Source organism: Candidatus Accumulibacter vicinus (genome assembly GCF_000584955.1).
Classification (GTDB): domain Bacteria; phylum Pseudomonadota; class Gammaproteobacteria; order Burkholderiales; family Rhodocyclaceae; genus Accumulibacter; species Accumulibacter vicinus.
Window position 1 is genome coordinate 292,072 of record NZ_JDSS02000024.1, and the last position, 13,330, is coordinate 305,401.

At 61.9% G+C, this 13,330-nt stretch carries 8 protein-coding genes and 2 pseudogenes; 1 reads left to right on the forward strand and 9 read right to left on the reverse strand.

Going from position 1 to position 13,330, the window contains the following annotated elements:
• Positions 1-193: 193 nt before the first annotated feature.
• From CAPSK01_RS11930 to CAPSK01_RS22800, 9 genes and pseudogenes are all read right to left on the reverse strand, one after another.
• On the reverse strand, positions 194-784 hold the full coding sequence (locus tag CAPSK01_RS11930; RefSeq protein ID WP_034926573.1) for a DUF4276 family protein: 591 nt from the start codon (positions 782-784) through the stop codon (positions 194-196).
• A complete protein-coding gene (locus CAPSK01_RS11935) occupies positions 781-1,986 on the reverse strand; it encodes an AAA family ATPase (RefSeq protein WP_034926576.1) in 1,206 nt (401 codons plus the stop codon). The genes CAPSK01_RS11930 and CAPSK01_RS11935 overlap by 4 nt, the downstream gene beginning before the upstream one ends.
• Positions 1,987-2,003: 17 nt before the next feature.
• A complete protein-coding gene (locus CAPSK01_RS11940; RefSeq protein WP_034926579.1) occupies positions 2,004-3,107 on the reverse strand; it encodes a hypothetical protein in 1,104 nt (367 codons plus the stop codon).
• Positions 3,100-4,896, reverse strand: coding sequence for an AAA family ATPase (locus CAPSK01_RS11945; protein WP_034926582.1), 1,797 nt, complete (start codon positions 4,894-4,896; stop codon positions 3,100-3,102). The genes CAPSK01_RS11940 and CAPSK01_RS11945 overlap by 8 nt, the downstream gene beginning before the upstream one ends.
• A complete protein-coding gene (locus CAPSK01_RS11950; protein ID WP_273703572.1) occupies positions 4,893-6,614 on the reverse strand; it encodes a restriction endonuclease subunit S in 1,722 nt (573 codons plus the stop codon). Before CAPSK01_RS11950 ends, CAPSK01_RS11945 begins: the two co-directional genes overlap by 4 nt.
• Positions 6,611-9,058, reverse strand: coding sequence for a class I SAM-dependent DNA methyltransferase (locus CAPSK01_RS11955; protein ID WP_034926585.1), 2,448 nt, complete (start codon positions 9,056-9,058; stop codon positions 6,611-6,613). The genes CAPSK01_RS11950 and CAPSK01_RS11955 overlap by 4 nt, the downstream gene beginning before the upstream one ends.
• A 20-nt stretch (positions 9,059-9,078) precedes the next feature.
• Positions 9,079-11,811 carry a type I restriction endonuclease subunit R gene (locus CAPSK01_RS11960; protein ID WP_034926588.1) on the reverse strand — a complete coding sequence of 911 codons (2,733 nt, stop codon included), beginning with the start codon at positions 11,809-11,811 and terminating at the stop codon, positions 9,079-9,081.
• A 71-nt stretch (positions 11,812-11,882) separates the two neighbouring features.
• Positions 11,883-12,176: pseudogene (locus CAPSK01_RS11965) on the reverse strand (F0F1 ATP synthase subunit alpha); the annotation flags it as partial.
• Between the two features lie 2 nt (positions 12,177-12,178).
• Positions 12,179-12,382 (reverse strand): annotated as a pseudogene (locus CAPSK01_RS22800) (IS91 family transposase); the annotation flags it as partial.
• Between CAPSK01_RS22800 and CAPSK01_RS11970 the strand changes: the two are divergent.
• Positions 12,369-13,187, forward strand: coding sequence for an L-threonylcarbamoyladenylate synthase (locus tag CAPSK01_RS11970; protein ID WP_273703573.1), 819 nt, complete (start codon positions 12,369-12,371; stop codon positions 13,185-13,187). The pseudogene CAPSK01_RS22800 and the gene CAPSK01_RS11970 sit on opposite strands and share 14 nt — an antisense overlap.
• Positions 13,188-13,330 lie beyond the last annotated feature (143 nt).

Sequence of the window (13,330 nt, forward strand, 5' to 3'; positions counted from 1 at the left end):
GCGCGCTGTCCTGGATGTTCCGCAGTTCCAAACTACCGTGGTCCGGGTTGCTTCAAGCGAGCCGCGCAGGATGCGGGTCTCCATCAGCGCCAGGCCTTTCATCGCCGACAGGATGCCGCCGATATCGGACAGGGCGTCCAGCCGCCTGACGATCTCACGCCGGCGGCTCATCGCCCGCCTCCCGCAACCCTGCTCATGCAAAGGCCATCTGCCTTGTCCACTCGCTGCAAAGCTTGCGAAAAGATCGGCTGCGGGCGAACGCCTGCTGCAGGTCCATGCGCGCCGAAAAAGCCGGCTGGTCGGTCGTTTCCCCGTAACTGCCGCCGCACATGTGCGCCGTGATCCACCCCTTGGCGTTGCGCGGACCTTCGGCATCAATCGCTTCAGCAGGCTTGAATGCGAAACCGCGTTGGCCATCGAGCGATTCAGCCGCGGCGATGAACCAGGCTTCGTATTCCCTGTTGGCGAGCACGACCGACACCCGGCGGTGCGGAACGTATGCAGTTGCTCGCTCGAGAATCTGTTTTCCCAACTCAGCCGGACAGTCATCATCGGCGTCGAGCAGCACGAGAATCCAGCCTTGTTCGCCACACTTGGCGGCTGCCAGCAGCAAGTGCCGGCGGAACTCATCTTGCCGATTCAGGAATCGATCCCGATGAACGCGAATCGGCGGTAGCGCCTGCAAATGGACATCCGGAGTGCGCCAGGTGTTGATCCGTCGCAGCAGAATTGGCAGCGCGACCACCTCGCCGGCGCCCTCGACGATCGCGGCGACTGCAATCACGGCTCGACCTCGCCAAACAGATCGGCCTGTTCCTGTGCCTGGGCCGCAAGCACCGCCCGATCAGGCGCCAGTTGATTCAGGCGCAGGAGTTCTCCGGCCGAAAAAAGCTGGTCGCGCATGGCCATGCGCGCGGCTTCGTCCAACGGTGCAATCCGCGTCTCGCCGCCCTCGGAAACCACTGCCAGCAAGGCGTCGGCACTCAAGGACAGATCGTCGAGCAGGTCCGGGCTGTGACTGGTAACGATGACCTGGGTGTCTTTCGAGGCGCGCGCCAGCGCCTCGCGCAAGGCCGCACTGGCGGCCGGGTGGAGCGCCGTTTCGGGTTCCTCGATACCCACCAGCGATGGCGCGTAATCCCGGTTTCCCTGGAACAGCGCCGTCAACACACCGAGCGCTCGCAGCGTACCGTCGGACATGTTCTGCGCCGGAAATCGCCACGGATGTTTTGCCCCAGCCATGTCCTGGCGGAACTCCAGGGTTTCCATCGGCCCGATCGGCTTGCGCTCGACGCCGTGAACCATCGGCGCGACCGTCTGAAGATATTCCTGGATGATCTCCAACCTGTCAGCAGCGACCCGTTCCAGATGTCCGATCACGCTCGCGATGTTTTCCCCCACGGGCTTGAGCAAGCGCCCCTCCTGCGGCTTCTGCAGCTCGCGCATCAACTTCGGATTCAGGTTGTAGAAACCCATCGCTGTCAGGGCATCGAACACCGGGCGAAAGACCGCCATGCCCGACGCGGCCACCAGCGCCAGACGATCGGCGGTTACCGCTGGAAAGGTCGTCTCGCTGCTCGCCTTGAGGTTGCCGCGTTCGATACGGAAAAACGGACCCTTGCCGACACTGCCCAGTACGCACTCCTCGCTTTGTACCTCGTAGCCGCGGCCCGCCAGCGCGCCGATATTGAAAGCGTAGTGGCCGGCTTGCCCGTTGCTCAACGCGAACTCCAGCCGGATGCCGAAGTTCGTCGGGTGACCACTGGAGCGCCGCCGTACCTCGTTCAATCCGCCACGTTCGTTCAGTGCATTGTCGAGAGAACCGGCCAGAGCGTCCCGTACGAGGTGCAGGGCGTCCAGGAAATTGCTCTTGCCCGATCCATTGGCCCCCACCAGATAGGTGAGCGGGTTGAGGCGGACGTTGCAGTAGCCAATGCTCTTGTAGTTGCGCAGGACCACACGCGTGAGAAAAACCGGATCAATCATTCCTGCTCCTTCTTGGTTCATGTGACCAAGCCCAACTCGGTTTGCCAAGCTGCCACTCTGGACTGTTCGAGCATGGCTGCGCACAAAACTCGATGCACTTCGTGGAACGGCTCCGTGGCTACAAGCTCGTCCTGCACAGTCAGCAGATGTGCCCGGATTTCCGCCTGCGTGTGTTCTGCCTGACCACGAGCTATCCGACGCCTCTCGCGGCCAATCAGCACGCTCTGCTGCTTCGCGTACTCGGCCTTGAACTCGCGGGTCCACCGGCTTGCCAGGTTCAGCAACTTGTCAAGGTTGGTCACCCTTGCCGTGTCCGCGGCATCGGTAGCCGCGCAGGTGATCGACTGCGTTTGCAGCACATAGTCGAGATGCAAGGCGCCGTGTCCCGGACGCAGGTACGGGTGGAACCAGTCATCAAAAACCCCTTGCGTGTGCACCGGTTGATCACCTTTGTTTGACGTTGAATTGCACTCGCCGCAAATCGGCAGGAGGTTGTCTGCGCACACGCTCAACAGCGGAAAGGCACTCACGGCGATCCAGTGGTCCACTTCAGGCGTCTGACCGAGTGGCCCGCCGCATAGAACACACACTTCTCTGGCGTGGGCGACAGGGTTCAGTTGGTGTGCAGCTCGAAACGCCCGTAGAAACCCTGCATAGGTCATTCCGCCGCTGCTCACCGGCGTACCGTTTGCCGCGTAGGGCAAGCCGCTGCGTAGGCCTTTCCGGTAGAAGGCTTCCATCAGTTCCCTGAAGGCCTGCCAGGCGGCGTCCGGGATTTTCGGCTTGCTCCGTGGCCAGGCCGGCGGGTTCGGCTGGAACTGGAAAGCAAGCGCCGCGACTGCCTGTCCCCAGGTGCGCAAGGTGGCCTTCTCGGCGAGGGACATCCCCGCAATCACCAGTGCCCTGTCCAGGAGTGTTCGACCGCCATCGGCCTTCTGCAAGAAGTGCCACAGCCAATCCGCTTCAATCTGCGTCGGCACACGTCCGGGCCGCAGGTTGGCCTGCGTAATCTCGCCAGCGCTCACTGCCGGATCGCACAGCCAGGCCAGCAACTGCTCTTGCAGGCGGCGACAGGCATGCAGCGCAGCGCCGCAAAAGGGCTGCACGATTGGCCTAAGCATTGCCGTCGCCGCGCCAGGTATTCAGCAGGGTGCGCAACTCGCTGCGGTAGAAACCCGAGCCCATTCGTGCGATCAGCTGTTCCAGTTGTTGAATGTCGGCAGGCGTGCCCGTCGCCTGCCGCAGCCTGCCCTCGATGAACTCTTGCGCCCGCTTGCCGATGCTGTCGTCGGCCTCGAAGACGGTCATCATCAAGGCGCTCGGGTCGGTGGCGAAGGTCTGTTGGTCCACCGAGCGTACGCTTGATCCGTCCGGCGTTTTCTCGACCATCACGATCTCGTCGTTGAACACGTCGGAGAGCACGATGGCCGAGTGTGTGGAGATCAACACATCGTTGGCGGTATTGCCAATCGCGTCATCGATGATGTTGATGATCTCGCGTTTCCACTTGTCGTTGAAATGCGTTTCCGGTTCGTCGAGCAGCAGCAGCGCATCCTGTTGGCCTTTCAGCAGATGGAACAGGGCCATTCTCCCCAACAGCATCTGCTCGCCATCCGACAGTTCCTCGTAGCGCAACACGCCAGCATCCTGGTCTTGCGCGCTCGGGCTGGTATCGGAACCAACTTTCGCTTGTCGCCGCAAGCGCAGCTCGACATCGTCAAACAGTCCGGCCTGATGCAGATCCGCCAGTCTGGCAAACCGCTCAAAAGCCGTTGCGTCATGCCCGCCAAGCAGCGACCACAGTGCTTCGCCTTGCATCGTGCTGATGCTCAAGCCGTCGTTGGGCATCAACGTTGGCGCATCCTGGCCGCCGAATGGCCCTTTGAGGTCAAAGTACAGTGTACGACGCGATTCGGTGGGGTGTGGCTCGCCAATCACCTCGACGGCACACAACAGCCAGTCGTGCGCCGTCTCGCGCAAGACCCGGCTCCAGGACCTGGCTTGCAGACGACAACGGAAGGCCACCGACACCAGGTGATGCCAGCCGCCGCGCTCCAGCAGGGCTTGCAGTGGCGAAATGCTGTAGGCGCCACCAATCAGAGCATCCCCTTCAGCGCTTCGTGGATAGTCCGCCGTTGCCACGAATGCCTCCGGCAGCGCTACGGCCAGCAGGGCGCACTTGAGCAAGATCGGATTCAACAGGATGGGGCGTCGGAACAGGGCAGACGGCAAGGTTGTCACCGAGGTGGCCTCATCCTGCCCAAGCGCTGAGACTTCCTCTTGCTCGCCAGTCGGAAGCATGGCTTCCTGGGCATCTGTCCAGCCGACCGGCCGTTCGCTGGCGGGATCGTAGATATCCTCGGCGGTGCCCGAGTCGAAGCCCGAGGCATCGTGGTGGCTGTGCCAGATCGAGCGCCACGGCCGCAGATCGCCGGTGGTATAGGCCAGGACGGCCTTTGGCAAGGCAACGCCGGCACTCTGCGGCCAGAAACCCTGCCTGATCAACGGCGTAAAGCCATCTGGAGCAGGGTCCGGGCTGGAGCGCATCAGGTTGATGGCATCTTCGAAGCGCTCGGCTGAAGTGTCATCGGGCCAATGGAAACCTTCGGATACCCACAGGCTGGCCTCGCTCCTGGTACCGGGGCAGTCGACCACCAACGTGTAATGATCCGGCCTGCCACGGCGGCCCAACTCGTAGATCAGATTGACCGGGAACGGCGGCAGCCGCTCGTCGGCCAACGCCAGGAATACCTCGGCCACCGCGCGCAGCAGGTTGGACTTGCCGCTGCCGTTCACGCCGACGACAAACCGGATGGCGCACTCGCGCTGCAACGGCGATCCGCTGGCGAAACCCACCGCCAGGTCCTTGATCGGCGGGTAATGGCGCAGGTGCAGATAGCGCAGCCTCATTCACCCACCTCTCCAGCAGGAGAGAGAGCACGACGCAAAGCCTCGATATCCGCGAACTGCGTATGTTCGTCGTCGCGTAGCGGCCGGAAGGCTTGCAGGTACTGGCGCTCCAGCGTGAGGGGGTTGATGTGGGGCAGCGTGATCCTGGCAATCAGCCCGAGAGCGGCCAACTGGCTCAGCGTGCGGCGAATGCGGTCGGGTGAGTACGAGAAACCTGTCAATTGCTCGGTGAGTGCGTCGTCAGCGCAGAACGTGGTAAACGCGTCCGGGTCGTCGGCCAGCAGTGGCTGGGCTGTGTAGGCGACGAACGTTGAGAACACACGCTGCTGAAACTCGCTTAGTTCGTCGAAAAGCCAGCGGCGGGTTGGTGCTTGCTTTGTGACAGTGCCGGTCTGCAACGGGGAGCGATCAGCAATGGGTCTTACCACCTTGGCACAGCGATCGCGTAGCAGTTCATCGCGCGCTCTTGCGGCATTCAAGATTTCGGCACGATGCTGCTCGCGCCAACCCGAGGTAAGCTCACCGAGCAACGCCTGTTGTGTCACCAGAGCACGAAGCTCTTCGAAGGGCGTTACTTTGCTCAGCATCTCCGTGCGCAGAGCTTCGATTTGCGTCACCAGTTGGGCAAACTTCTCTTGCAGAGGCAATGGTGGCAGCGGAACGGTGATGCGTCCCAGGTCTGTTGGGCTGACATTAGCCATGCTGACCGCTTGCTTGGCGGCACTCACCAGTCGGTACTTGCCGTAGGCGCTGTTTAGCGTGGCCCAAAGGTATTCGGGCAGCATTCCATGTTTCAGGCGAAATCGAACCAAGTAAGACGCAAAGCTAAAGTTCTCTTTCGCGCCACGCCAGATCGCACACTTGCCCACCAACTCTTTCGAGTTCGTGCGGTTGAAAAGGAGATCACCATTTCTTAGGATTGTGTTGTCAGAGTCCCTTTTGGACAGCCCTGCATACTTCAAGTCGGACAGAACTAGCCATCCGCTGGTCGTGATGCTGTTCATCCTGAGCACAGCGTGAGAGCCTTCTTCTTCCATTGCTTCCGACACCCCGTACTGGGAGTCGTCGACGTACTCAGAGATGCGTACGGAGTCGCGCAATCCATCGGAGGTGTACCAGGCGCCGAAGTGTTCCCAGTACATTGTTCTCACCAACTGATCGATCTTTCCGCTGATTGAGCGCTTGGCTTTGACCATCTCCTCTGCCTGCCGCAGCACATCGACGATTCGCTGTTGTTCGGGAAGGGTAGGGAGTGGGATCTTGAATGACGCCAGCGCGGCCCCTTCAATTCCAGCTTGACTGACCCATCGTTTTGCCCGGGTTTTCGAGTAACTCATTGACCAGAGGAAATGCAGGTAAACTCCGAGGAATGCTGGGTTGATCAACGAAGTATCCGCACGTAGACGCGTCATGTGATTTGAGAAGACGTATTCCCCCTCTTGGTCGAACACAGCGGTTTTCCCGACCCACTCTTCGCTGTTTGTGTTATTGAAAACAACATCATTGACCGCAAGCCGGTACCTCTCCAGTTCTTTGGTACTGGCAGAGACGTGCTTTATGCCCTCAAGGGTAATTTTTCCTTCTGGGGTGATGTTGTGGGTCCGGATCTGTGGTGTCATGCCATCATCGTCTTCGCCTGGCGTCTGTGCGAAGCCAGGCTGTAGATCGAAGACCACTCTTCCAACCGTAGTTTCAACCCAACCTTCCGGCAAGCTCATTCCCGCCCCTCCACCATCGCCAGCAGCTTGTCGAGGCCGCTGATGATTTGCTGCTCGGTGTTGCGCAGTTCACCAATCAACTCGCTGACGCTCTTGTCGCTCTTGAGTTGAGTGAAGTCGAAGGGTTTGTACTGACCCGCGGACAGGTTCCACTCACGGGCCTCAATGCAGTCCGGGTCGAGCAGGCCATCCTTGAGTGCGCCTTTTTCGTCGTAAAGCTTGGCGGCCAGCATGGCCTCGACGTACTGCGAACGGACATGGCCGTTGGCGTCGTGCGAGCCTTGGAGGGTGCCATCCTCCGACTGCCATTCCTCATTGCGCGCCCATTCGCGCACGGGCACGACCCAATGTCTCGCGGCACTCAGTGGTGTGGTCTGGTCAATCGCCAGGCTGCGCAAGGTCACGTCAAAGCCGTCCAGCTTGGCGACCTCGCGAGCGATAGTCTCCAATGCAGCAGCCAAGTCAGCTACCGGCTCATGTTCACCAAACTGCACCTTGGGCGCTTCGGTGATCGCTCGTTCGTGCCGGGACAAGCCGATGTTCCGGGCTTCCCTGACCAGTTCTTTCCACAGCGGTAGCGCGGGACCATCTTCGGCCTCGAAAAAACGCTCCACCTCGCGCGCCGCGCGGTTGAAATCCTGTTGCGGGACCTTGATGGCCTTTTGCCACTCGGCCAGGGCCATCTCGGCGTTCATGGCGGTGCCGGGGCTGCTCCACTTCTGCCACACCGACCGGGTGGGCGCGGCGAAATAGCGAACCACCAGGTCGTCGAGCGCCTTGCTGGCGGCCTCGCGCACCTGCGTTTCGGCTGCCCTGGGGTCGGCGGGCAACTCGGGAAACAACTCGTGCAGATTCCACACCTGGCCGTCCCACATGCTGGTGTCGGCCAGCGACGAAAACGCCTGACCTGCCGGCGTGAGCTTGTCGCCGGTATCGCACAGCAACGCTTGCCGCCAGCGCTCGGGCCGAAAGCTTGGTTGCAGCAAGGTCTTCGCAAAACGCTCGGCACCGCTGCGGCCTTCGGCCAGCCAGACCTTGAACTTGACGAGGGCATCCCAGAGGTCGTTGCGCTGGCCTGGACGGGGATTGCGCTTGGCATCGCGCGAGAAACCGTCCTCCTCGACTTCGTAGAACCACACGTACTCGGTTCTCGGGTTCTGGCCGGTGAAGCTTTGCTTCTCGTCGCGGCGCGTCTCCTTCCTGAAAAGCAGAATCGAGGTCTTGACGCCGGTGTAGGGTTGAAACACGCCCCCCGGCAGCGAGATGACGCCTTCGACGACGTGCTCGGTGAGCAACTCACGCCGCAGGCGCACGTGCGCGTCGGTGTTGCCGAACAGCACGCCCTCGGGAATGATGACCGCGCAGCGGCCACCGATTTGCAGCAGGTCGAGCATCAGCCACAGGAACAGCAACTCGCTCTTGTTGGTGAGGGCGTCGTCCTTCTTCTTTCCCTTGTCGGCGGCACGGGGGAAAAGCTTGCTGTCCCGCTCCAGGTCATTACTGTCTACCGTGCCGGTAAACGGGGGATTGGCCAGCACGAAGTCGTAGGACTCGGGCGTCAGCAGTTCGGCCAATTCCGGCTTGCCATCGCGTTTGCTCAGAGAGTCGCCTTGCAGCAGGTGCGGGTCGGTCACGTCATGCAGCACTAGGTTCATCCAGCCAATGCGCGCCATGGTCCGGTCGTTGTCGAGACCGACGAAGTTGCCGCCGTGGTGTATGGCTTCGTACTGGGTTCTGCTGGCGCCGGCGGCGTCGGTGCGATGCGGTGCGCCATCCCATTCCAGCACCAGATTGTCGGGTGCCGAATACTTGCGCATCAGGTACTGCTGGGCGCTGAACAGGAAGCCGCCGGTGCCTGCCGCCGGGTCGATGATGCGCTGACCGGGCTCGGGGTCGAGCAGTTCGACCATGAAGCGGATCAAATGGCGCGGGGTGCGGAACTGGCCGTTCTTGCCTGCCGTAGCCATTTCGCTGAGCAGGTACTCAAAGGTGTCGCCCATGATGTCCTGCGCGGCGGAACTGCCGCCGGCACGGGCGAAAAGCTGGTCGATGGTATCAATGGCATCAGACAGCACCTTGCCCTTGTTCGGATCGAGCTGGAAGTAGGCATCGGCCATGCGGTTGTTGAGGCTCGCCAGCTCGGTGCCTTCGGCGCTGTCGCTGGAGAAGTGCTTGTCCAGTTCGCGCAACCAGGGAAACACTACTTCGATCAGGTGCGAGGGATTGGTCTTCTCCTGGCGAATGTAGCTCCACTTGCAGCTCTCATTGCCGGCGTAGATCGACGGGAATTCCCTCTGTTGGCGCTTGAGGTCGATGTCTTCCAGCCGTTTGAGAAACAGCAGATAGGTGATCTGTTCGACCGCCACCAGAGGGTTGGTGAGGCCGGCGGACCAGAACCGGTTCCACAGTTCATCGACTTTTTTCTTGATTTGTGGAGCTAGCATCTAAGGTTTTCCTGTTTGGTTCAGGCCGCTTCCGCGTCCAACCGGTTGGCGAAGTCGACGAGTTCTTCAATATCCTGCGCGGGAAAGATCGCCTCGACGCGTCCGATGCGCGACAGCGGCGGCTCGCTGAGCGCGGCGCGGGTGATGCTGCCATGCCGCATCACCGCGGCCTTTACCGCACGCAGGAAATTGAGTTGATTGGCGCGCAGGTAGCCGTGTTGGGCAATGAAGGCATCGAACGCGGCATTGACGCGTTCCTCGCGATTCGGCAAGTGCGCGTCCTGGCAGAGGATGTGGCGCAAGAAATCGGCGAGTGATGCGGCCGGCGCCTCAAAGGTCTTGCGCAAGGTGTCTTCGGTGACAAACAGATCGGCCTGGTTGAGCGTCTGGCTGACGCGCTCGAGTTCGCCCTCCGAAAGGATTTCGCCTTTCTTGAGCCTGGCCAGTTCCGGCAACTGGTCTGCCAGACGACGGACCAGCGCTTCGACCTGCTCCCGGTAGCTTGCGGCAAAGGCCCCCTCCCCGGTGGGACCGTAGATGATCCAGGATCGCTCGGTGATGGTGTCGGGCAGGTCGATTTCGACCGTCATGCTGGGCAGCGCAATTCGGTAGCGCATCAAGGGCGCAAAGGTGCCTTGCAGCGTCGCCAGCCGGGCGAGATCCAGGTGCTGCCAGAAGCCTGCCGAGCGAACCCAGGCACGTTGTTCCTGCACGCGTTGTATCGCAGGAATGTTGTCGGCGAGGCTGGCAATGGCTTCCAGGATGCGTGCCTTCACCTTGGCTTGTTCTCCCCGATCGGACTTCAACCAGGCAACGCCAAGTCGTTCGCACCAGATACGGAACTGGAGTTCATCGAGCCCGCAGAGCGGGGCGAGGCGCAGGAGCGGTGCGATGGTCTTGCTCAGGTGCTCCTGCATCGCCTGGCTGGGGGCTGGCCACTGCTGCAGCAGTGCGTCGAGTTCGTCCCAGTGGGGGCGCACGTCGATACTCTGCCGTGGCAGCGCGGCCAACATCGCCTGCAGTTCATCGACGACAGGCTGTGTGTTTTCCCGCTGGGCGTGCAGCAAGTGCCATTTTTCGAGTCGCAAGCGGAAAAGCCTGACCGGTAGCGGCTCGGAAGGGTGATCCACTTCGCCATCGGGCTTGAGCTTGAACCAGGCAAAGTTCTTCCAGTGGTCGATGATCAGAAAGTCCTGCTTGACCTCGCCAGTGGTCCTGTCGGTGTACGGGCGGGTGCCGCGTCCGATCATTTGCCAGAACTTGACCTTGCTGAAAATCGGTTTGGCAAAGACGAGGTTGCGAATGGGCGGCACGTCAATGCCCGTATCGAGCATGTCGACCGAGATCGCGACCCGCGGCATGCTTCTGTACTTGAAGTCGTCAAGCGTGGCATCGGCACGTTCCATATGGCTGTCGATAATCTCGGCCATGCCCTGGCGCTGCAGCTCGGGGTAAAGCCGGTTGAAGCTTTCGTAAAAGCGCTTGGCGTGTGCGTGGCTGACGGCGAAGATGATTGCCTTGTGCGGCAGGCCACGAATATCCTTGCGGCTCTTGTCCATGAATTCGCGCACCATGGCATCATTGGTGCCCTGGTTGACGACGCCTTTCTCGATATCGCTGCCTTCGAAGTTGAGTTCGTCGAGTTCCACGCCCTGGTCGCGAGCCATCTGCTGCAAGGGTTCGGGCAGTGCGTCGCCCTGAATGCCCTTGAGCTGGTAGTTGGTCTGGGCGTCCAGAACCCGGTAGTTGACGAGGTTTCCGTCCTCGATGGCCTGCTCGTAGCTGTAGTAGTAGCTCGGTGCGCCGTCGCCACAATCGAACAGTTCGAAAGTGTTGTGGTCGATGTAGTCGGTCGGCGTCGCGGTGAGGCCCAGCTGGATGGCGTCAAAGTGATCGAAGATGGCCTTGTAGCGCTGGTAGATCGAGCGATGGCTCTCGTCAGCGATGAGCAGATCGTAATACCCGACTGACAGGCGATCGTACACCCGCATCATGCTGGGGTAGGTCGAAAACTGGATGCGTGCTCCAGAGGTTTCGCCGTTCTCGATGCGCGCGAGACTCTCGTTCGGAAGATACGACTTGAACTCCGACATGGCTTGGCGAACGAGTTCGCGCCGGTCGGCGAGGAACAGCACACGCTGCGCTCGTCTGGCACGCAGCAAGGTGTCGACCAGGGCTATGGTTGTGCGGGTCTTGCCGGTGCCAGTGGCCATGACCAGCAGGAATCGGCGTTTGGCGGCATCAATGCCTTCGGTGACGCGGCGGATCGCCTCGTTCTGGTAGTCCCGACCGGCGATGCTGGGGTTGATCGCGACGTCTTGGAGCGGCTGTGCGTGCCGCTGCTGGTGCCTAAGCCTCTCCAGGTCGTCGCGCGTATAAAAGCCGCCGATCTTTCTCGGCGGGTAGCGGTCAAGATCCCAGAACTGGATTTCCTTGCCATTGGTAAGAAAAACGAACGGATTGATTCCGAACCGGGTCTTGATCGCAGACGCGTAATCGGCCGCCTGGCGTTTGCCCACAAGTTCATCGCGAGACGTTCGCTTGGCCTCGACAACGGCCAGAGGCTGACCATCGGAACCCAGCAGAACGTAATCGGCAAACTGCCCATGGCGATACGCACTATCGGGTTGCTCGACATGCAGGATCATTTCTTCAACGAGTGTTCGTCGGCTCTTCGACCAACCGGCGCGCGCCAGCTGGGCGTCGATCAGTTCAGTGCGGGTTGAAGCTTCGCTGCGCTCGGCTGATGCCACTCCTTACTCTCCCGGTTCAGCACGTTGAGGCTATTAGTGTATCGGACAGCGCCTCCAGTCGTCTGGCAATCTCACGCCGGCGGCTCATCGCCCGCCTCCCGCAACCAGCCGGCGACGGCCTCCCGCCACGCATCCCGGCCCGCAGCCAGCCCGGGCGCCCCAACCGCCGCCTGGTGCAGCAGTCTCGCCAGCCGCTCCTGGACCGCTGCACCCGCCAGGGCGTCGAATACTCTCTCGTGGTAGGCGACCAGCCAGGCCAGCTGCTGTTCCGGCGACAGGGGTGCGAGGCGTTCCCCCTGCTTGAAGATCTCCCGCAGCAGCCGGCCGCGCCGGATTTTGGCGTCGACGCCAGCCTCCAATCGCGAGAAATGCGCAACGCCAGCGTCTCGATCGCCGGATCATGTTCGAGGGGATCACGCAGCCGCTTGGGAACCGACAGCACCCACTGGCGGACCGGCAACCGCGGAAAAACGGGGTCGGCCAGATGGGCAGCGGTTTCGACCATTCGCCGGGGGTTGCCAGCGGGACAGACACCACGACCTTTGCATGACCAGGCGATGAGAAAATCGTGGCTCGCCGGGGAACTCGCGGAAGCCTTCTGGCCCGGCCCGCTGACCCTGATCCTCAAGCGCGCGGCGGCGGTACCGAAGGTGGTCACCGGCGGTCAGGACAGTGTCGGCCTGCGGGTGCCGGCGCACCCCCTGGCACTGGACCTGCTGCGCGCCTATGCCCGTGCCGGCGGCGGGCTGTCCGGCATGTGCGGCATCGCCGCCCCGTCGGCCAATCGCTTCGGTCGCATCAGCCCGACCGCAGCCGCGCATGTACGCGAGGAACTCGGCGACGCCGTACCCCTGATCCTCGACGGCGGTCGCTGCCCGGTCGGCATCGAGTCGACGATTCTCGATCTGACACCCGGTGAGTCGCTGCCGCCGCGTCTGCTGCGCCCAGGGCGGATCACGCACGAACAGATCGCGATGGTCATCGGCGTCATGCCGCAGATCGTCACCCGTCCGCCGGACGGCGGCATCCCGCGGGTTTCCGGTTCGCTGGCCGCGCATTACGCGCCAACGACGCCACTGCGCCTGGTGCCCCCCGCGCGCCTTGTTGAGGTCATCGACCTTCTGCAGAGCACGGGTCGGCGCTGTGCCGTACTCTGTCACAGTCGGTTGCCCGCCACGCCGGCAGCATACGCCTGCCGCCGCTTGCCGGCCAATCCCCGCGCTTACGCCAGTGCGCTCTACGCCGCCCTGCGTGAACTGGATCAGGCCGACGCCGAACTGATCATCGTCGAGGAGATTCCGGCAACGCCCGCCTGGGCGGCGGTTGCCGACCGTCTGCAGCGGGCGGCAGCCGGTGCCGGCGCATCAGGCGCCTGATCCGTTATACAGCCGGGATCGGCTGGACTGGCCCAAAATCATCCGGGAGTTCCCGTTGTGGTTCAAAACCCAGGTTGGCGGCGCCTTCTTCCCCCCGCCAAGCCAGTGGCAACGCCCGTTCTCCTATCCGCACACTGACCATG

Excerpts from the sequence above, each read along its gene's own strand:
- CAPSK01_RS11935 (WP_034926576.1), bottom strand. The coding sequence starts at position 1,986 with ATGATTGATCCGGTTTTTCTCACGCGTGTGGTCCTGCGCAACTACAAG.
- CAPSK01_RS11940 (WP_034926579.1), bottom strand. The coding sequence starts at position 3,107 with ATGCTTAGGCCAATCGTGCAGCCCTTTTGCGGCGCTGCGCTGCATGCC.
- CAPSK01_RS11945 (WP_034926582.1), bottom strand. The coding sequence starts at position 4,896 with ATGAGGCTGCGCTATCTGCACCTGCGCCATTACCCGCCGATCAAGGAC.
- CAPSK01_RS11950 (WP_273703572.1), bottom strand. The coding sequence starts at position 6,614 with ATGAGCTTGCCGGAAGGTTGGGTTGAAACTACGGTTGGAAGAGTGGTC.
- CAPSK01_RS11955 (WP_034926585.1), bottom strand. The coding sequence starts at position 9,058 with ATGCTAGCTCCACAAATCAAGAAAAAAGTCGATGAACTGTGGAACCGG.
- CAPSK01_RS11970 (WP_273703573.1), top strand. The coding sequence starts at position 12,369 with ATGAGAAAATCGTGGCTCGCCGGGGAACTCGCGGAAGCCTTCTGGCCC.